Origin of the sequence: Psychrobacter sp. AOP7-B1-25 (assembly GCF_052376195.1) — a bacterium.
Taxonomy (GTDB): Bacteria; Pseudomonadota; Gammaproteobacteria; order Pseudomonadales; family Moraxellaceae; genus Psychrobacter.
Map to the genome: position 1 here is coordinate 27,521 of NZ_JBQSVK010000010.1, position 19,996 is coordinate 47,516.

General features: G+C 41.4%; 12 protein-coding genes. 6 read left to right on the forward strand and 6 right to left on the reverse strand.

Annotated features, from left to right (window positions below; translation table 11 throughout):
* Nucleotides 1–21 precede the first annotated feature (21 nt).
* On the forward strand, nt 22–1,317 hold the full coding sequence (locus tag ACT3QR_RS09295; protein WP_444521070.1) for an OmpA family protein: 1,296 nt from the start codon (nt 22–24) through the stop codon (nt 1,315–1,317).
* Nucleotides 1,318–1,665: 348 nt separating this feature from the next.
* Nucleotides 1,666–3,516, forward strand: a complete 1,851-nt coding sequence (typA, locus tag ACT3QR_RS09300) for a translational GTPase TypA (protein WP_444521071.1) — start codon at nt 1,666–1,668, stop codon at nt 3,514–3,516.
* Nucleotides 3,517–3,634: 118 nt separating this feature from the next.
* Here the strand turns inward: typA and ACT3QR_RS09305 are convergent, their stop codons facing one another.
* From ACT3QR_RS09305 to cysM, 6 genes are all read right to left on the reverse strand, one after another.
* The gene (locus tag ACT3QR_RS09305; protein WP_444521072.1) at nt 3,635–4,075 is read right to left on the reverse strand and encodes a hypothetical protein; all 441 of its coding nucleotides are present in this window, start codon (nt 4,073–4,075) and stop codon (nt 3,635–3,637) included.
* A gap of 291 nt (nt 4,076–4,366) precedes the next feature.
* Complete coding sequence (gene mutM / locus ACT3QR_RS09310) at nt 4,367–5,308, reverse strand: bifunctional DNA-formamidopyrimidine glycosylase/DNA-(apurinic or apyrimidinic site) lyase (RefSeq protein ID WP_444521073.1); 942 nt, start codon at nt 5,306–5,308, stop codon at nt 4,367–4,369.
* A gap of 55 nt (nt 5,309–5,363) precedes the next feature.
* On the reverse strand, nt 5,364–7,901 hold the full coding sequence (locus ACT3QR_RS09315) for a RelA/SpoT family protein (protein ID WP_444521074.1): 2,538 nt from the start codon (nt 7,899–7,901) through the stop codon (nt 5,364–5,366).
* Between the two features lie 405 nt (nt 7,902–8,306).
* The gene (gene rlmD, locus ACT3QR_RS09320) at nt 8,307–9,878 is read right to left on the reverse strand and encodes a 23S rRNA (uracil(1939)-C(5))-methyltransferase RlmD (RefSeq protein WP_444521075.1); all 1,572 of its coding nucleotides are present in this window, start codon (nt 9,876–9,878) and stop codon (nt 8,307–8,309) included.
* A gap of 60 nt (nt 9,879–9,938) precedes the next feature.
* Complete coding sequence (locus ACT3QR_RS09325) at nt 9,939–10,763, reverse strand: 3'-5' exonuclease (protein WP_444521076.1); 825 nt, start codon at nt 10,761–10,763, stop codon at nt 9,939–9,941.
* Between the two features lie 145 nt (nt 10,764–10,908).
* Nucleotides 10,909–11,877: a cysteine synthase CysM gene (cysM, locus tag ACT3QR_RS09330; RefSeq protein ID WP_444521077.1), complete on the reverse strand. Its 969-nt coding sequence runs from the start codon at nt 11,875–11,877 to the stop codon at nt 10,909–10,911.
* Nucleotides 11,878–12,470: 593 nt separating this feature from the next.
* Between cysM and ACT3QR_RS09335 the strand changes: the two genes are divergently transcribed.
* The 4 genes from ACT3QR_RS09335 (at nt 12,471) to ACT3QR_RS09350 (ending at nt 19,923) form a co-directional block, all read left to right on the forward strand.
* The gene (locus ACT3QR_RS09335; protein ID WP_444521078.1) at nt 12,471–16,091 is read left to right on the forward strand and encodes an ATP-binding protein; all 3,621 of its coding nucleotides are present in this window, start codon (nt 12,471–12,473) and stop codon (nt 16,089–16,091) included.
* 223 nt (nt 16,092–16,314) lie between these two features.
* On the forward strand, nt 16,315–17,127 hold the full coding sequence (locus tag ACT3QR_RS09340) for a crotonase/enoyl-CoA hydratase family protein (RefSeq protein ID WP_444521079.1): 813 nt from the start codon (nt 16,315–16,317) through the stop codon (nt 17,125–17,127).
* Between the two features lie 345 nt (nt 17,128–17,472).
* Nucleotides 17,473–18,732, forward strand: coding sequence for a multidrug effflux MFS transporter (locus tag ACT3QR_RS09345; protein ID WP_444521080.1), 1,260 nt, complete (start codon nt 17,473–17,475; stop codon nt 18,730–18,732).
* Between the two features lie 318 nt (nt 18,733–19,050).
* Nucleotides 19,051–19,923 (forward strand): substrate-binding periplasmic protein, encoded by an 873-nt coding sequence (locus tag ACT3QR_RS09350; RefSeq protein ID WP_444521081.1) that lies wholly within the window; start codon nt 19,051–19,053, stop codon nt 19,921–19,923.
* Nucleotides 19,924–19,996 lie beyond the last annotated feature (73 nt).

The following is a 19,996-nucleotide window of genomic DNA, read 5'->3' on the forward strand; positions in this document are numbered from 1 at the left end:
ATTATCCTTTGGAGGAAGTCCATGAAATTGAATAAAATAGCTCTAGCCCTTGTTGCTGTAGCGGCTGCACCGATGGCAGCTAATGCCGGTGTTACTATTAGCCCATTGTTACTTGGTTATCACATGACTGAAGAATTCAGTGATACATCTGACAAGCAGCGTGAAGTTCTTACTACTGGTAAAGACCTATATGTAGACGCTAACGGCAACGTTATCGGTGATGGTAGCCGTGGTAACAGCAATGGTGGCGTAGCAAAAGAAAGCAGCTTATATACTGGTGCAGCTCTAGGTATCGAACTTACTCCTTCTACTCAGTTCCAAGTAGAGTATGGCGTATCTGATGCAAACGGTGAAGCTTCTGAAGATTCAGCTGATGCAGGCGTTAACCGCTTTGACATCGAACAAGAAATGATTTCGGGTAACTTCTTGATCGGTACTGAAGAGTTCACTGGTTATACTGACAACGCACTTAAGCCATACGTATTAGTAGGTGCTGGTCAATCTAAAATCAAAGTAGAAAACCAAGAACAATATACTAATTCTGACGGTGAAGTAGTTGCTGCTGGTACTGAAGTATCAAACTCTAAAGACACTATCGGTAACCTAGGTCTAGGTGCTATGTATCGCATCAATGACGCGCTAAGCCTACGTGGTGAAGCTCGTGCGATTCACAACTTTGACAACAACTGGTGGGAAGGCATGGCATTGGCCGGCCTAGAAGTAGTACTAGGTGGCCATCTAGCACCTACAGTAGCAGTACCACCTATGCAAGAGCCAGTAGTTGACAATACTCCAGTAGTTATTGTTGAAGCTGATCTTGATTCTGACGGTGACGGCGTACCTGATAGCATCGATGCATGCCCAGGCACTCCAATGAACGTGGTAGTTGATGAGCGCGGTTGCCCAGTACCAGTAGATATTACTGATGAACTGAAAATGGAACTACGTGTATTCTTTGATAACGATAAATCAGCTATCAAAAACCAGTATAAGCCAGAAATCGCTAAAGTAGCAGAGAAGATGCGTGAGTATCCTAACTCTACAGCTCGCGTAGAAGGTCATGCTTCTAAGACTGGTCCTTCAGCACGTTATAACCAACGTCTATCTGAAGCTCGTGCCGTTGCTGTCAAATCTATGCTAACTAACGAATTCGGTATCGCTCCAAACCGTCTATCAACTGTTGGTTACGGTTATGACCAACCAATCGCTGATAACAACACCGAAGAAGGTCGTGCTATGAACCGTCGTGTTTACGCCATCATCACTGGTGACAAAACAATGACTGTTGAACAAACTAAAGATATGGTTGTTCAGTAAGTATTAGCCAAATAACTGTATAGTTAAATATTTAGTTACAAAAAAAGCCGCCCAATGGGTGGCTTTTTTTTATTTATGTATTGAGAAAAGTGAGTTATTACATAAATTTATGAATCAATAATGTTATACTAGCCACCCAAACAACCTGTAAGTTAACAGTTTGTACATTAGCATAGCTATCTGTATGATGAATTCGTCAGTATAGATATTTGATTGTATTGAAATTTTTATTTGATAGCATTGTTTTTTGCGTCATCTTAGATTCAATATCTATCTGATTGATGATAAAAATTTATTCAGCAGCGCTTACTGCTACTGCATTTTTTTAAGACGAAACGAGCATTTTATATGGCGAACGATATCAAACACCTGCGTAACATTGCGATTATTGCCCACGTTGACCACGGTAAGACAACTTTGGTTGATAAGTTATTACATCAGTCTGGTACTTTTGGCGACCGTGCAAACATTGCTGAGCGTGCAATGGACTCAGGTGATATTGAGCAAGAACGTGGTATTACCATTTTGGCTAAAAACACTGCTATCCGCTGGACGGATCAGTCTTCAGATACTGAATACCGTATCAACATTGTTGACACTCCAGGTCACGCCGATTTCGGTGGCGAAGTTGAGCGTGTAATGTCTATGGTTGACTGCGTACTTTTGGTTGTTGACGCTGTTGATGGTCCAATGCCTCAGACTCGTTTTGTGACACAAAAAGCATTTGAACAAGGTCTAAAGCCGATCGTTGTTATCAACAAAATTGACCGTCCTGGCTCACGTCCTGACTGGGTAATGGATCAAATTTTTGATTTGTTTGATAATCTTGGTGCAAACGATGAGCAGCTTGATTTTCCAGTTGTTTATGCGTCAGCATTGAATGGTATTGCGGGTTTAGAAGCAGATGATTTGGCTGATGATATGACGCCATTGTTCAAAACTATTGTTGATGTTGTGCAGCCTCCACAGGTGGATGCTGATGCTCCGTTCCGTATGCAAATTTCAAGTCTTGATTATAATAGTTTTGTTGGTGTTATCGGTGTTGGCCGTATTCAACGTGGTAAAGTTAAACTTAATACGCCTGTAACCATCATTGATAAGCATGGTAAGACACGTAACGGTCGTATTTTGAAAATCATGGGTTACCATGGTCTTGATCGTATTGATGTTGAAGATGCACAAGCAGGTGATATTGTTTGTATCACAGGTATTGATGCATTAAACATCTCAGATACTATTTGTGATCCTAACAATGTTGAAGCACTACCACCGCTAACGGTTGATCAGCCAACTGTTTCGATGAATTTCCAAGTAAACAATTCACCGTTCGCTGGTCGTGATGGTAAGTTTGTAACCTCGCGTAATATCCGTGAGCGTCTTGAGCGTGAGTTGATTCATAATGTGGCATTGCGTGTAGAAGACACAGAGTCTCCTGATAAATTCAAAGTATCAGGTCGTGGTGAGCTTCATCTATCAGTACTTATCGAAAACATGCGCCGCGAAGGTTTCGAGATGGGCGTATCAGGCCCAGAGGTTATCGTAAAAGAAGTTGATGGTAAACTACAAGAGCCGTATGAAAATGTTGTCTTCGATATTGAAGAAGAGCATCAAGGTTCTATCATGGAGCAAGTTGGTCTACGCAAAGGCGAAATGACTAACATGGAACTTGATGGTAAGGGTCGTATGCGTATTGAAGCGACGATACCAGCGCGTGGCTTGATCGGTTTCCGTTCTGAGTTCTTAACCCTGACTTCAGGTAGCGGTATTATGACATCAAGCTTCTCACATTATGGTCCGCAGAAGATCGGTGATGTTGGTGGTCGTTCTAACGGTGTATTGATTTCTATGGCGAACGGTACTTGCCTAGGCTTTGCTCTGTTTAACCTACAGAAACGTGGTAAGTTATTTGCTGAGCCACAGCTTGAAGTGTATGAAGGTATGATTGTTGGTCTTAACTCTCGTAACGACGATATGACTGTCAACCCAACAACTGCTAAGCAGCTAACCAACGTACGTGCTAGTGGTACTGATGAAGCTTTGACATTGACGCCGGCAGTGAAATTCACTCTTGAGCAAGCGCTTGAATTCATTCAAGACGATGAGCTAGTCGAAGTAACACCAAAAGCAGTACGTATTCGTAAACGCTATTTAACTGAAAGTGAGCGTAAGCGTCATGGTCGTGGTAAAAAAGGTGCTTAATGTTTTAGTGATACTAAAATGAAGCAACAAAAAAGGCTAACGTAAAGTTAGCCTTTTTTATGTCTGCTCATAAACTGATATTTATTAACTTGTTGAGAAAACGGTCAAAAATAATAGTCTATGGCGTGACCACTACATAATCATTAGTGTTAATCAAAATTTCTGATGGTTGATCAACAACGATACGTACCACATTCTTATCAACAACTTGTGACTTGTAATAGTTATCTTCTGCAACGGTACAACCTAAACAGCGTCCCATAGCATCCCATGGTTCAACAAACAGCTTTTGTTGTGCTTGATCTGCATTGCGACCAATCAGCGAGAAAGGTAAACTTACGATATAAGCTGCTGTTCCAACCACAGCATTTGCAAGCTGGAGTGGTTTACCGACAACTGTATCGACTACCATCGTTTCGTATGAAGGTCCGAAATCAGTCTCATCAATTTCTATAGCTGCAAAAGTAGGCTGGATAGTAGCAGTTACTAATCCTAAAGTTGCCATTGCAGTAAAAAACCTTTGCTTAACTGTGCGTTGAGTTTTTGCTTTGACGGTCATAACGATATCCTGAAACTCATAATAATATAATTAATGGCTGCTGCGATCTTCACACAGGAATCTTGCGGCGACGATAGGTATGCTGAATATTACAGAAAAATAAACAATATGCACTATTTATGTAAGCGCTAGCACTATTAAAGCAAGATGTACGCCAATAAGCAATAAAAACGGGAATAATATGATTATAGTTTTGAATACATATCAACTATTTACTGGCAAATGTTCGAGACATAGATTAACTTCATCTAAATGAGATAGATTATAATTAAACTAATTATAATTACTAATCTATTTTACTGGCTGACAGCTTGGACAATAAACACTGGCTCTACCAGTAAGCTTGATGTTTTCTAGCGTCGTGCTACATTGTAGACAGTTTTCTCCTTTTCTACCATACACATTTAAAGTTTGCTGAAAATAACCAGTCTGTCCACTCGCTACTGTAAAATCTCGTAGTGTTGACCCACCCAATTCTATCGCTTTCTTTAAAATATCTTTAATATGATTAACTAAGAAAACAATCTGATCGTATGAAAGTTGATTGGCAGGAGTGGCAGGGTGGATACCAGATAGATACAGGCTTTCAGTTGCATAGATATTGCCAACACCAACTACGACTTCTTGTTCCATGATGACCGACTTGATAGCTCGGATGATAGGCTTCTGCCGCTTATTTTTTTTAGTATTATCTGACAATATCCCATTACTATCTTGACTGGGCAAATCTATACGTTGGATCAGGCTGTACAGATAATCTGCGGTAAAATCTTTTGAAAGTGGTTCAGGACCTAGATGGTCTAGTAGTTTATGACCGTAATCTTCATACCATAATACTGAGCCAAAACGTCTTGGATCGTAGTAGTGTAATTGAGATTTTGTACCATCCGCATCATTAAAAACAATAACTAAATGATCATGTTTACGCTTATCAGTATCGTTGCTATGCTGCTGTAAGCTACCTGACATTCCTAAGTGAACAAGAAGCTGACGTGGTTCAACTAAATTAGCCGAAACTGTAGAGTTATTTTGGGCTACTGCTGGCAAAAAGTTGAGAATCAAATATTTTGCTCGGCGTTCGACACTATCCAATGTGTGGTTAATCAAAGAGTCTAAGTTATCAGGCATCATCCATCGCAGCTTCGGTTGGAATACTTTAATATTAACTACCTGTTGCCCCAATAATGGGTCAAGACTGGCTTTAGTGGTTTCTACTTCAGGTAATTCAGGCATAGTGTTTTTTGACAACTTTATTATGGAATAAACAACTACTGGCTTAAGGTTTCATTTACACGACTGCACGGCGTGCGTGTAAAATGCCGTGCTGTTGTTCTAACTTTGCTAACAGTTTAGACAAATGCGCCAGCCCTGAAACTTCAATATGAAACTTTAAAAAAGCAATATTGTCGTCATTACTTAGCGTTTGGACTTGGCGAATGTTAACGTTTTCTTTATCAATTATCTGTGTCAAATCACGCAGCAACCCGCGTCTATCGTATGCTTCAACATGAATATCTACGGGCTGATAACGACCAGTTTGGACTTGCCACGCGGCTTCTATCTTACGCTCAGGATCACGTTCGACCAGACGTAGATACTCTGGGCAGCCGCGATTATGAACACTGACGCCACGAGATAAAGTGATGTATCCAGCAATTGGTTCGCCGTGTACAGGGTGACAACAGCCTGCTAGATTAATTTCGATATTATCTAAACCATCGATATGTATTTTGTACGCATCGAGCTTCCCTGTATCTTTGTTGTCTACATGAGGTGCAAAATTTTCTGGTGGTATCTCAGGTTCTAGATGTAGCTGACGGGAAATATGACTGGTCAGCTGATTGAGACCAATATCACCTGTCACTAAACCCACGATAATATCATCGGTCGTATTGACATGAAAATGCTGAATGTAGTCGTTCAGATCAATACTGTTAGGATGGACAGATAGGCGCTCAAGCTCTTTGCTAAGCATTTGGCGACCTATTTCAATATTTTTATCACGGTCTTGCTTATTGAACCATTGACGCAGTTTTGAACGAGCACGATTGGTATGAATATAACCTAACGAAGCCACCAACCAATCACGATTAGGCTCGCGCGATGCTTTGGTGGTAATCTCAACTTGCTCACCTGTTTTTAGCTGATAGGTCAGTGGGACATAGCGCTGATTGACGCGAGCTGCTTGTGCACGGTTACCAACTTGAGTATGGACATAGTAGGCAAAATCCAGAACAGTTGCGCCTTTCGGCAGTTCGATAATATCACCATCACGACTAAAGATATAAATGCGTTCCAGCTCATCAAAGTCAACGAGTTGCTCCTCTTCATCGAGCTCCGTATCATCGAGTTCGTCATCTGTTAAGGAAGGTGAGCGTAGCTGATTACGTGTTTCATTATTAATAGACAGTAATTGGCGTAATGAGCTGATTCTTTGATTCAGGTAATTGTCTTTTTTGTTCTTTAAGCCTTCTTTGTAATTGACGTGCGCACACATACCAAGCTCAGCCTCAAAGTGCATCTCATGAGTACGAATCTGAACTTCAAGTGATTTATTTTCAGCGATTACAGCAGTATGTAGAGAGCGGTAACCGTTTGACTTAGGGTTAGTGATGTAATCATCAAACTGTTCAGGAATATAACGCCATAAACCATGTACTAGGCCTAAGACGTGATAGCAGTCAGAAGGGCTATTAACCAAGATGCGCAAAGCACGAATGTCATAAAGCTGATCGAAAGATAAACCTTTAAGCTTCATTTTTCGATAAATAGAGTATATATGTTTGACGCGTCCAGATACTTCGCCTTCGATACTGGCATCTGTTAATGACTCATTTAATTTGTCTTGTACACGCTGAATATAGGACTCACGTTCGCTACGTTTCTCTGACAGCAGCTTTGCAATTTCTTTGTAGCGGTCAGGGGCAAGATAGCGAAAAGCTAGGTCTTCAAGTTCCCATTTCAACTGTGCTATGCCCAGTCGATGCGCTAAAGGCGCATAAATAGTCATGACTTCACGTGCGACACGCGTTTGACGCTCTTGACTAGAAAAAGTCAATTCACGCATGGCAAAAGTACGTTCAGCCAGTTTTATAAGTACCACGCGCACATCATTAGTCACAGAGATGAGCATACTATAAATATTTGATAGCTGATCACGTTGATTATTGACGAAGTGATCTTCTAAGCGTTTATTACTCTCGATAATCTCCGAAAGCTTACCCATCGCAAGAGTATCTTTAATAAGTTTTAAAATATCTGGCCCAAAGTTTTTTTCAACATCAGCAAGACTAATGATTGATTTGCGTGCACTACGATATAGCATCGCAGCGACTAGTGCATCTTCATCTTGATAAAGATAGGTCAAAATATCGGTCATACCAATACCTGTAACATAAGCGCCTGAACGCTCAGATTCACTGGTATTCATATGACTGCGGATGAACTCGCAAGCTGCACTTAGGTTGGGTACTGATTCTTGTCCAATACGCTGGGCCACATTATCTAACCAAGTAGGTACGTCGATATTGGCTTGGTCCAAGTCGACTGCCTCAGGCTCTTCGTTTGATGACGCATTGGTATCGTCCAAATACTCGTCTTCAGTTTGAGGATCATGCAAGTGATAAGTGTGTGCGGCTGAGCGATCAAAAGTAGTATGTAGCTTATGGGTTGCCAACTGGTATTTGATATCGAGAGGAATTTGGGCATAGCTGTTAGCTGACTGGTGAGAGCGTTGGCTCGCCACCAGTTGCGCCGCAAGTGTTGCACTATCGGCCTGTGTGGTCTGTCCATCCACCAGCGGTAATCCTTCACGAATTTTTACCACAACCGACTCCTCTTAGCTAGTTTGAATTGATTACAACCTCATTTACTATGCATACACTTTTAATTAACGATCGATAAAGTGTCAGGTATAAACCGATACAACTGCTAAAAACATTATTTTCAGCAGTCATAAAACGCGCGTAAAATATACAAAGCTATGAGTGCAAATACTTACTATGTAGCGATTGGAAACATCATCATAAACATAGAAAGATTGTTTGCTATTATCTCATTTTAAAGTGACAAATCAAGCTAGCCTATGTACGGTTGTGGTCAATTAAATTAAATAATGACTATTTATCAGCACAAAATTATCAGAGCTTTGAGTCGTCTTAAGTAATTGTAATAACGCTTAATTATTTCTTTAATCAGATTCAACTATTAATCATTTTTGAATACTGAAAGGTTAAACCGCTACTTTTTCGAAACGTGCGATAGATTCAACATGACCTGTATGGCAGAACATGTCCATAACGCCAGCATGCGTCAATCGATAACCTTGTTCTAGTAGTGCTTTTGTATCACGAGCAAGGGTCGCTGGATTACAAGAGACATAGACAATGCGCTCAGCATTAAATTTTGGCAAATACTGCATAATCTCCCAAGCACCAGAACGTGGTGGATCAATCAATAACGCATCAAAGCCTTGGTTGGCCCATGGCTTGTCAGTACAGTCCTGTGTCAAATCTTGACTATAAAATTCAGTATTGCTAATACCATTGCGACGAGCATTGTCAGCCGCGCGTTCGGTCATGGCTTCACTGCCTTCGACACCGACTACTGAGCCTGTCTCGCCAACGAGGCGCGCTATTGGCAAACTAAAGTTCCCTAAACCACTGAATAGATCCAGTACGCGTTCTCCTGCTTTTAGGTCTAACAAGTCACAGGCAAGCTTGGTCATCTGGCGGTTGACCGATAGATTGACTTGAGTAAAGTCAGTAGGGATAAATTCAAAAGTCAAATCATACTCTGGCAATTGATAATACAAACGCCCGAATTGCTCGCTCAAATCATCAGCGTCTGTCAAAGCGATACGTTGGATGCTATCAACGCCTTTAGACTGCAGATAAAGCTGCCAATTACGCGCCGCAAAAAACACTTTTAGTTTGTCTATATCAGCGTCTGATAATGGTTCTAAATTACGTACGATGAGTGCAACTGGCTGATTGCCGTCGGGTAGCTCTGGCAGTTGCTCACCCATTGCAAGCTCAAGCTGAGCAATTTTGTCACGGCTCTCCAAAGTGCTAATAAGCTTCTTTAGATTTTCAATCTCGAACCCAATACGTGGATCTAGGATATGACATTCATTTAGCTCTGCTAAGAAGTTGCTTGAACGCTCACGGAAGCCGACAAGCGCTGTTTCTTTTTTGACAACATAACGCACGCCCAAACGCGCTTTGGTACGATAACCAAGACGATCACCAACCACAGGAGCGAGCCAATTGTCAGGCTTCGCGTTGGCTTGATGCATTAGCATTTCAGCCAGTACAGACTGTTTAAAGTTTATCTGTCCATCTGGCTGCCAGTGCTGCAAGTTACAACCGCCGCAAGTACCGAAGTGCGGGCAGGGTGGTACAGCGCGTTCAGGGTTCGGATTGGCGGTGATACTAATGGCATCGCCTTCTTCGAAGCTAGCACGACTGTTAGTTATTTTTACTAGAGCGCTTTCACCTGGTAGGGCAAAGCTGACAAAGATTTTTTTGCCGTGCTTGTCTTCGGCATGACCTTCAGCAACATCAAAACCATTACCATACACAGCAACACCGCGACCATCATGTGATAAGCCATCAACATTAAATGGAAGTGGCTCTGCATCTTTTAGACGACGACGTGTCTTTGAAGATGGCTTAGATTTTTTCTTACTAGGCGGAATGACAATCGTTTGGGTATCTTTTGTTTGAGCTTCATCCGTTTGAGTATTACTGTTTTGCGCTGCCATGTCAGATGCTGTAGATGTTTTTGAATCGGTGGGTTGCATAAACCTGCCTTAATAATAAATAACTAGAAGAGGGAAATAAAACGACTAATAATGCGATCTCTATAATTCTGGTGCCGATGACCAGTCAGCGATAAATTCGTGATGCCTTGGGCTACCGTCAGTCTGGGTATATTTTGCCAGATAGTCATAGCTCTGCTGCTGCCAACCATCAAAATCCTGTGAAGATAACTGCCCTGTTAAACGTAACCAGCGCAAATAAATAAGCCAAGTGTTCATAACATCAGACTCACAGTATATAGATAGGGTCTGCCAGTCACCTGTATTGACAAGCGAACCAACCATGCTACCATCTACGTCAGTTTTACCAGGTAATCCATATAAACTTGCGACAATATCCATGGCTTCGCGGCGACTAGCACCGTACTGACTAAACCGATCCATCAGATCCAGATGACGTGTATGGAAGCGATTTACATAATTATCGAAGCGCATGTTTTTGATACGTTCGCCTTCTTCGAACAGCCATGGTGCTGACAAATCATACTGCATGGCACGATATATCAGTACAGGTATGTCAAAGCCTGAGCCATTCCAACTAATAAGTTGTGGTAGTGTCTCAAGGTCGTTAAACGCTCTAAAGAATTTGGCTAGGATTTCTTTTTCACTAAATTTATCAGCAGTCAAGGAAAACAGAGATAACTTACCATCCTTTATGTATAACGCTGAGATACAGACGATACGCTGCAGTGGAAGGCGCATAAAATCATGCCCAGCCTCTTGCGTACGTATGGCTGTCAGCGCGCTTGACGCATCTGTATCATTGAGATCAGACAATTGCGGATAGATACGGCGTGCTGCATCGACATCGGCGACAGTCTCGATATCAAAAACCAATATAGGATCGGATGGTAGCGCTTGTGACATAGATAATCCTGACTATTTACGAGCTTATGGTTAATCCATTATAAAAGAATAACAACATTAACCTTGCTTGAAGTATTACGTTTAGACCTGAACAGTGATGCTTTGCATTTTTTGAATTAACAATACTAAGCGGCGTTTTTATATATTAATTAATTTCTGCGCCGTTATCCGTATTGCTGTCGTCAACATTATATAAACCCGTTGATAAATAACGATCTCCGCGATCGCAAACAATAAAGGCTATAACAGCATTAGGATTTTCTTTCGCGACTTGGGTTGCTGCCCATGCAGCTGCACCTGAAGAGACCCCAGCAAAAATACCTTCAGTTTTTGCTAGTTTACGCATATAAACCTCAGCAATACGCTGATCGATATCCATCATTCCATCGATCAAATCTGCGTCAAAAATGCCTGGCATATAAGCAGCAGGCCAACGGCGAATACCAGCAATAGAGGCTTCTTCGTCAGGCTGTAGACCAATAATTTTGACGTCTGGATTTTGTTCTTTTAGATAGCGTGACACGCCTGTAATCGTACCTGTTGTGCCCATTGAGCTAATAAAATGCGTAATTTTACCTTCAGTTTGTGCCCATAGCTCAGGACCTGTAGTCAGGTAATGTGCTTGGCTGTTATCAGGGTTATTGAATTGGTCCAATACCACCCCTTTGCCATCTGCTTGCATCTGCATGGCCAAATCACGCGCGGCTTCTATACCTTCGTCTACTTCAATCAGCGTTGCACCATAAGCAATCATGGCGTCTTTACGCTCTTGGGTAGAGTTGGTTGGCATCAGCAACGTTATTGGATAGCCACGCATCGCAGCGACCATGGCCAAGGCAATACCAGTATTACCACTAGTGGCTTCAATCAACATATCGCCAGGCTTGATATCACCGCGTTGTTCTGCTTGATAAATCATATTAAAAGCAGGACGATCTTTTACAGAACCTGCTGGGTTATTACCTTCAAGTTTAGCTAATACTGTGGCGCCATTGGCGATGTGTTCTTGCTCAGGCAGACGTTGAAGCTCCACCAACGGTGTTTGACCGACACAATCAGCGAGAGTGGTGGTTTGAGTAGTAAAATTAGCATTCGACATGGCCGTAGTGGACATAAAGTATCCTTTTCTATTTTTTAAATATGTTTTTAATGGCTTGTTTTTGATGGAAGCGCTGTTTTTATTGTTTGATCATAGTTTTAGACAGTCGCTTTGTATATAGGATATCAGATGATAAGCGAGCTAAAAACGAAAGGCAGTAGAGTGCACTCTCATATGTTATGACTATGAGCGATATATTGTGGTAAATAAAAAGTGGCTTTATTATATCATTTTGTTTTCAGCTGCGCTTATCGCATCAAGGATTAATAGTCACTGTATCAGGTCAATATCAATGTTGCGTTGAGGGTTGCAATAGTAATGATTTTCGCTCAAAGGCATCTTCTATTTGATACAGATTAATTGGCACTCTGTTTGTCACGTTGTTCATCATACGGAATGCTTGACCAGAACTGATAGAATCCTGTTAAGATAATCTTGAGCTGTATACTAGCTGTCTCGTCAAAACTGATAACCTTATTGATACTAAGTGATTTTATTAATAGTAGCGCCTTGCCCAGATACTTTAATACGACACGCTGCACGTACTATGAAAACTAACATTATCATGAAAATTCACGGCAAAAACTTTAGTAGAGAGTAGACCTAGCATGGCATATAAAAAACGTTTCGATACCAGTAGTGCTTATGGTCAACTGGTCATACTTGTGTTTTTGCCCATCTGTGTGTTGGCTGCGGTCGGCGGTATTTTGGTTTTTTATGAAACCATGCGTGCCAGTAATTCAGAGCAAGAAGTTTTAGCTGAGGCTGTACTAATTCGCTACACGCCTGTCATAGCTGAACTGATTCCTGAATTGTTAGAGCAAGAGCGTAAGCAGGTCACTAGTGAAATTTATATAGGCGATGCGCCTCAGACTGTCATAACGAAGCTTGAGGATATCCAGGATAAACTGGGTCGCATGCAGTCTGAGCAGCATGTACAGCGCATTGCTATCATTGACGAAAATAATCAGGTGCTAACCGCAGTTGGCTACGGACTAGAGGAATCGTGGCCATCCATTGATACCAAAGAAAGCTTCTTATCACAAAAGCAAACCTCTATTGGTACTGCATATGGCAGTGTTTTGGGAGAGTTTGAAGGACAGACTTTGTGGTTACTCGTCGATATGGATAATGAACCGCTCTATATTGCACGCTACCGTATTGCGATGGCCTTGGTAATTACTGGTTTATTTACTATTTTGATTCTACTACTGAGCTTAAATATCTATTCGAAACGTTGGATCGCCCCAATTTATGAGCTTCGTTTGCAACTACAGCGTACCCATGTTGATAATTTATACCAACCTGTACCAGTGGAGTCAGATGGTGAGTTGAATTTATTGCAGCAGGATTTAGTCAGAACGTTGCGCCGCTTGCATAGAAGCTTTCAAGAGCTCAAAGACCATGCAGAGCAGACCGAGGATGATTTACGTCTGGCATTTGATGAGATGGAAATGCAAAACATCTCTATTCGTAATGCGCGTGATGCAGCCATCTCAACCAGCCAAGCAAAGTCTGCATTTTTGGCCAATATCAGTCATGAGCTGCGCACACCATTGAATAGTATCGATGGCTTTATTAATTTGCTGGCACGTCACGGTGAGCTCAATCCTGAGCAGGACTTATATGTACAGACCATACGTAAATCTTCAGCACACTTGCTTGCTTTGGTAAATGATGTCCTAGATTTTTCTAAGATTGAGGCAGGTAAGCTGGTATTAGATCGCCATGAGTTTGACCTTTATGACACTATTTATGATGTGGTCGATATGCTATCTCCTGTTTCTGCAGAGAAAGGTTTACGCATGGCGGTACTGTTTTACAATGATGTGCCAATGCGTATCAACGGTGATGCACTACGTCTTAAACAAGTATTGACCAATATTGTTGGTAATGCCATTAAGTTCACAGATAGTGGTGATGTAGTAGTGCGTGTGAGCTTAGATGACCACCGTGATAATTATCTGATGATTAGCGTGCAAGATAGCGGAAAGGGCATTTCAGTTGCAGATCAAAAAATGCTGTTCCAGAGCTTTAGCCAAGGTGATCCATCTATTACGCGTCAGTATGGTGGCACAGGATTGGGTCTGGTTATCTCTAAGCAGCTAACGCGCTTGATGGGCGGTGATATCGGGTTTCACGATAATGCCCAAGAGAACATTGCCAATCAAGGCGCAACGTTTTGGTTTCGCATGCCAGCGCATGTCGATGTGTTAGAGGCAGCTACAGGACAGACAATTGAGTTGCCAGTATTAGCGCCACTGGCAAGCGAGACTGATGAATTTAATGTGTTGGTTTGGATCAATCATACCGCTTCGATACAGGTACTCAAGGCCAGTTTACAGTATTTGCCGATTAAGCTGACTCAAGCTAACTCATTACCAGGTGTACTGGAATCATTAAAAGAGCATGGGAACTATTGGGATTGGGTCATCGTTGATGATGACACACAAGACGATATGATGGCGCTCCTCAAGCAAATTCGTCTGCATTATCAAGGTAAGCTTGCCGTATTTGGCTATCAAGTGGCGGCCGATCAAGCGCTCCTTAACCGCTATCATGCCAATATACTGTATGAGCCGTTAGACAAAAGACAACTGTATGCGATGCTTGATACTCAAAGCCGCAGTACGCCGCAGACCATGCAGGAGCCACGTTGGAAAGGAGTTACTGTACTTGCAGTTGATGACCATCTGCCCAATTTACTAGTGCTAGATGCTCTGTTGAGCGAGCTTGGTATTCAGGTAGTTACTGCAAGCAGTGGGTTTGATGCTATCGAGATTGTCAGTAAACAACAAACCAAGAACCTCAAAGCTGTGAAGAGTGATAAGCAGAGCCTATCGAGTAAAACGCAACTCTCTAAAGCGGAAACACGTGATGAGATAAATAAGAAAACAAATAGTGCGTTCTATCATGAGGACACGAGCGCTGACGACAAGGCAGCTACTCAAGACAAAGATAATATTGACTTGATATTTATGGACATTCAAATGCCGCGTATGTCAGGTCATGAGGCAGCTAAGCAAATTCGAAGTATTGAAAATGCGGATAGTCGTATTCCTATTATTGCTCTGACAGCTCATGGGTTGGCAGATGAACGAGACAAACTCATAGCCAGTGGTATCAACGACTATGTTGGCAAACCTATTAGCCAACCTCAATTATTGCAAGTGCTACAGAAATGGCTAGGTCGTAAAAGTGCCACACCACAACTGACAGGGTTGTCTGATACAGATTTCCAGAATTTTGGCTTACAGCATTCTGATCCACAGGGCACTAATTTAGAAGATGCTCATGTACAGAACACTGACTCATCAGAAGCTGAACTACCTACTATTGATTCGCTACGCGGTTACTCAATCAATGACAATGACTTATCGAACGATTTGCTCTCTAACAGTGTAGACAGTCAAAAGACTCAAAATAGTTCAGATGTATTTGCAGGTACTTCAACAGCTACCTATCCAATGATCAGAGAAGAAGAGGGCGACTACAATAAGGCTTCTTTGGGTGGTGAGCCAAAAATTACCCGACCACTATCCTTGAAAAAAATCCGTGACGACTATTTGCGCGATAGTCAGCCTCGTGAAGGTTATAGACGAGATGCCGCACGTGATATTCCGCCGCGCTACGAGAGCTTACGCCTACAGAAACAAGGTCAATCGCCATTATTACAAGCACCGACAGAGTCTATCGATAATTTTCAAGACCCAAGCATTCAAGACAGAAGCCCTCAAGATAGGACCGTTAACGCTAATTCGACTCTACAGGGGCAAATTAATAATGATCTTGGTCACAATAATATTAGCAAAAGCGATACCTCAAACATTTTAGATTGGCAAGACGCGCTCACTCGTTCAGCGAACAAACCTGAGTTGGCGGCCAAGCTTATTATCATGATGATCGATACTATCAATGATGAAAAGCAAGCCCTCATTCAGGCATGGGCAACTCATGACCGCAACATGCTGGCACAAATTGCCCATCGCATATTGGGTGGTAGTCGATATACAGGTGTACCGCAACTGCGTCAAGCTAGCCAAGATTTAGAAGATAAGTGCCTGCTGAATGTACAGCATACAACGCCTGTGCAGTTTGCAATGATTGAGCCGTATTATGAGGCATTATTAACGGCACTAGATAATCTACAAAAGGTAGATTTATCTTCTTATCCGCAGCTTAATTATCATCGCTTGAGCGAGAATGATATGACATGGAAGATGATATAACGTGAGGCTAAAGCAACATAGCCAGAATTATAGAAGTACAAAAGCTGATAATTGATTTCGTTAAATTCACTTATTGCTACTAGCTAGACCACCTGTACCTAATGTATATAAAACTGATTATAGTATCGTGGGAGTCAGTTATTACTACGGTACAATAAAGACAAGCCTGCTAATATTATGAATATAAGTATCATATTTATTTTATTCATTAATAAGGATTGTTATGAACGCGATTGCAAGTTATCAGTATGAGACCTTACAAGTTAGTATCACAGACAATATATTGACGGTTACCTTAAATCGTCCCCATAAAAAAAACGCCATGAGTTTTCAGGTAATCAATGAGCTGATTAAGTTGGCAGGTCGTATCAGCAAAGACAGAACCGTACGCGCAGTCATTCTAAATGGGGCAGAGGAGACGTTTTGTGCAGGTATTGATTTAGGAGATTTAAATCATCCAAAAAATACGGCGTTTGCGCTTTGGGAGTTGATTAAGCCATGGCAAAGTGCATTCCAAAGGGTGTGCTTGGTATGGCGTGATCTGCCAGTTCCCGTCATAGCGGTATTGGAAGGATATTGTATCGGCGCTGGACTACAGCTAGCACTGGCTTGTGATGTACGTATCAGCAACCCTAACTGTCAGCTATCTATTATGGAAGCTAAGTGGGGCTTAGTGCCAGACATGGGGCTGACACAATCGGCGTTTGGGGTTCTACGAGAAGATACTCTAAAAGAGCTCGCCATGAGCGCCCGTATCATCGATGCTAATGAAGGCAAAGAGTTAGGTTTGATTAGCCACTGTAGTGAATCACCTCTTGAACAAGCCCAGAAGCTGGCTGCTGAATTTGCAGAACGCTCTCCTGATGCGGTGCTGGCAAGCAAACGCGTGATAAATGCGATGTACGATCAGCCTGTTAAGACTTTATATAAAGAAAAGGCATGGCAGCTTAAAATGATGCTTAGTCGCAATCGTAAACTTGCTCTCAGAAAAGCAAAGCAAGCCAGTACCTTATTTGGTAAACGTCAATTCAGCTAAATTTTTTTACTAGTAACTTTGTTAGTGCTGTCCTGATTTGAATAAAGGGAAATTACTACCTAAAAATACCAGACATGTTTTGATCATTTTTATTATCGAGTTTTAATTGTGAGCGGTTGTTTCGCCAATATCCTATAGCCATTGAAATGCAAGCAGATAGCACGATATAGCATTGTCTGCTTGCACCGATGTGGGTAAAGATGCACTATTGTTGTTAAAAGTATTCTTTTGACTACTAAATAAGTCAGTAAAATGACTAAAGCTTGCCTAACAACATCTAAAAGCAATTAAACGTCGAAAAATAAAATATTAAAAATAATAGCCACTATATAAAACGGTTTAAATATGTCTGCTTCAAAACCTTCCCTTCCAAACAAACCTATCACTTCTGAGCGAGTGCGCTCTGCCGATTTGCCTGTCGCATGGATTATGATGCTTGGGCTGATGGTTGCGGTAGGACCATTATCGATTGATATGTATCTGCCAGCACTGCCATCAATGGCAGATGATTTTGATGTTTCAACAGCCTTTATGGCCAACTCTGTTCCTGCATACTTTTTGGGGTTGGTATTTGGGCAGCTATTTTACGGACCCTTTAGTGATCGTGTCGGCCGTGTCAAACCGTTATATATAGGTATGACGCTATATGTTATCGCCTCCATCCTTTGTGCGACCACAGATAATGAGTACGTACTTTTTGCAGGCCGTACCTTGCAAGCATTGGGCGCGTGCGTTGGCGCAGTAGTTACTCGTGCCGCGATTCGAGATCGTCTTACTGCCAGACAAACGGCAAAAGCTTTTTCCATTATGATTTTAGTGATGGGTTTAGCACCCATACTGGCACCATCGCTTGGCGCGCTATTCTTACAATTTTTTGATTGGCATTCTATCTTCTGGTTTTTAGCCGCATTTGGCGTTCTAAACTTACTGCTTACTAAGTTTTTCTTCTTTGAGACTTTGACTGAAGAAAACCGTAATGTACGTCCTGCAAGGGAAGTGCTTAGTCAGTATTGGGATTTACTAAAAGACCCAACTTTTAACTATCCAGCAATTGGCGGTGGCTTATTGATGGGCGCGATGTTTGTCTATATTAGCTCTGCTTCCGAGCTGATTATGGATACTTATGGCGTTTCAGCGACACATTTTGGTTGGTTATTTGGAATGAATGCAGCGGGCTTTGTAGGTTTGACTCAGCTAAACCAATGGCTTACTAATCGCTTTCGTATATTAAGTATTCTACGATTTGGGGCGATGATGCAGGTCATTTCTGCAGGTGTGCTATTTGTGATTGGCCTAACTCTAGGTACTGATGCTTGGCTACCACTGGTATTGGCTTGTATTTTCTTTTGTATCGCAGGACTGGGTTTGACCCAGCCTAATGCTTCTGCAATTGCACTCGCTTTTCAAAAACGCCGTGCTGGTATGGCAAGCGCATTGCAAGGCTCGCTGATGTTCTCAGTTGGTATCTTTGGCGGCTTATTATTGAACCTGTTTCCAGTTAACCCAGTTCTCAAGGTCGGTATCGCCATGTTTTCACTAATGAGCATAGGTTCTTTCTTAATTTGGCAGATAGATCGTAATCTAAATTTAGACGATGCAGAGTAAAAAATACTTTTTTAAATAAAATTCATTCTAAAAAAACACTCGTACGTATTTAACGTACGAGTGTTTTTTTATGGGCTCAATATTCTCATTCAGAGAAAATCCGAGTTTTATAAATACCTTACATGATGAACACTTATGTATCGCTAAAAAATACAACTAATTGGAGATAATAGCCAAACATAACCATTGCAATCGTAAAATTAGGCAAGTACTATCTTGCGTAACTTTCTGTAAGCGTTGTATGTATAGACATTTCTTAACCTTGCTAGATTGTTATTCATTAAAATGTAAAACAACGTTAAGTTTCAAGGATAGATTATGATGCAGTTATATCGAGCGTTACCGATTTTGTTGAGCGTTGGCATATTTGGTTGTGGTAATTCTTCTACCCAAGAAAGCGTTAGTTCGACTGGTAGCTCAGTAACAGAAAACACAGATCATCTTGTAAGTAAGCTACCTGATACAGCGCCAACTATAAAGGTCGGTACTGAAGCCAATTATGCTCCTTATGAATTTAAAGATGAATATGGAAATGTAACAGGCTTTGATATAGAACTGATGCAACACATTGGCGAGAATCAAGGTTTCAAAGTTGAAGTTTACAACGATCCTTGGGAAGGATTGTTTGATAACTTGGATAATAAGAGTCGAGATATGGTAGCAGCGGGTCTTACTTACAGCAGTGAGCGTGCTAGAAAATACCTGCTTTCAGATGCTTATGCTCCTCTTCCTACTAGCCTCGTATATTTAGACGACTCATTAAATATTAAGTCATTAAATGATTTGGGCACTTTAAGAGTAGGTGTATTGACTAGTTCAGAACCTTATGAATATTTCGCACAAGGTAAATATCAACTAGGTTCTTTAGAGCAGTATCCGACTACGTTTGCAGCGGTAGAGGCAATGGCACAAGATAAAGTCGATGCTGTTGTAGATGATTCTGGTGTACTCCGTTATACATTAAATGACCTACCTAGCCTGCAACCAAAATATTTTGACTATGAAAGCATTAGAGCAGACGGTGCTCGTAAAGTATTTCTAGTTGATAAAGCTCAGCCTGACTTACTTAAAAAAGTGAATGCAGGGTTAAAAGGGTTAAAAGAAGACGGTACTTACGCAAAATTAACGACTAAATGGTTTGGTACAGATTTGACAGAAGTATCTTTACAGCAACAGAAAATATTGCAGTAACCCTAAGCGTAGTAGTTATGGAACGTATTATTTTTAAACAACCATAAACATAAATTTATCTATACATTGAAAG

Bases quoted from the DNA above. Each gene is read 5' to 3' on its own strand.
- rlmD (WP_444521075.1), bottom strand. From the start codon at position 9,878: ATGCAACCCACCGATTCAAAAACATCTACAGCATCTGACATGGCAGCG.
- ACT3QR_RS09345 (WP_444521080.1), top strand. From the start codon at position 17,473: ATGTCTGCTTCAAAACCTTCCCTTCCAAACAAACCTATCACTTCTGAG.
- ACT3QR_RS09350 (WP_444521081.1), top strand. From the start codon at position 19,051: ATGATGCAGTTATATCGAGCGTTACCGATTTTGTTGAGCGTTGGCATA.
- typA (WP_444521071.1), top strand. From the start codon at position 1,666: ATGGCGAACGATATCAAACACCTGCGTAACATTGCGATTATTGCCCAC.
- ACT3QR_RS09305 (WP_444521072.1), bottom strand. From the start codon at position 4,075: ATGACCGTCAAAGCAAAAACTCAACGCACAGTTAAGCAAAGGTTTTTT.
- ACT3QR_RS09340 (WP_444521079.1), top strand. From the start codon at position 16,315: ATGAACGCGATTGCAAGTTATCAGTATGAGACCTTACAAGTTAGTATC.
- cysM (WP_444521077.1), bottom strand. From the start codon at position 11,877: ATGTCCACTACGGCCATGTCGAATGCTAATTTTACTACTCAAACCACC.
- ACT3QR_RS09325 (WP_444521076.1), bottom strand. From the start codon at position 10,763: ATGTCACAAGCGCTACCATCCGATCCTATATTGGTTTTTGATATCGAG.
- ACT3QR_RS09295 (WP_444521070.1), top strand. From the start codon at position 22: ATGAAATTGAATAAAATAGCTCTAGCCCTTGTTGCTGTAGCGGCTGCA.
- ACT3QR_RS09335 (WP_444521078.1), top strand. From the start codon at position 12,471: ATGGCATATAAAAAACGTTTCGATACCAGTAGTGCTTATGGTCAACTG.
- mutM (WP_444521073.1), bottom strand. From the start codon at position 5,308: ATGCCTGAATTACCTGAAGTAGAAACCACTAAAGCCAGTCTTGACCCA.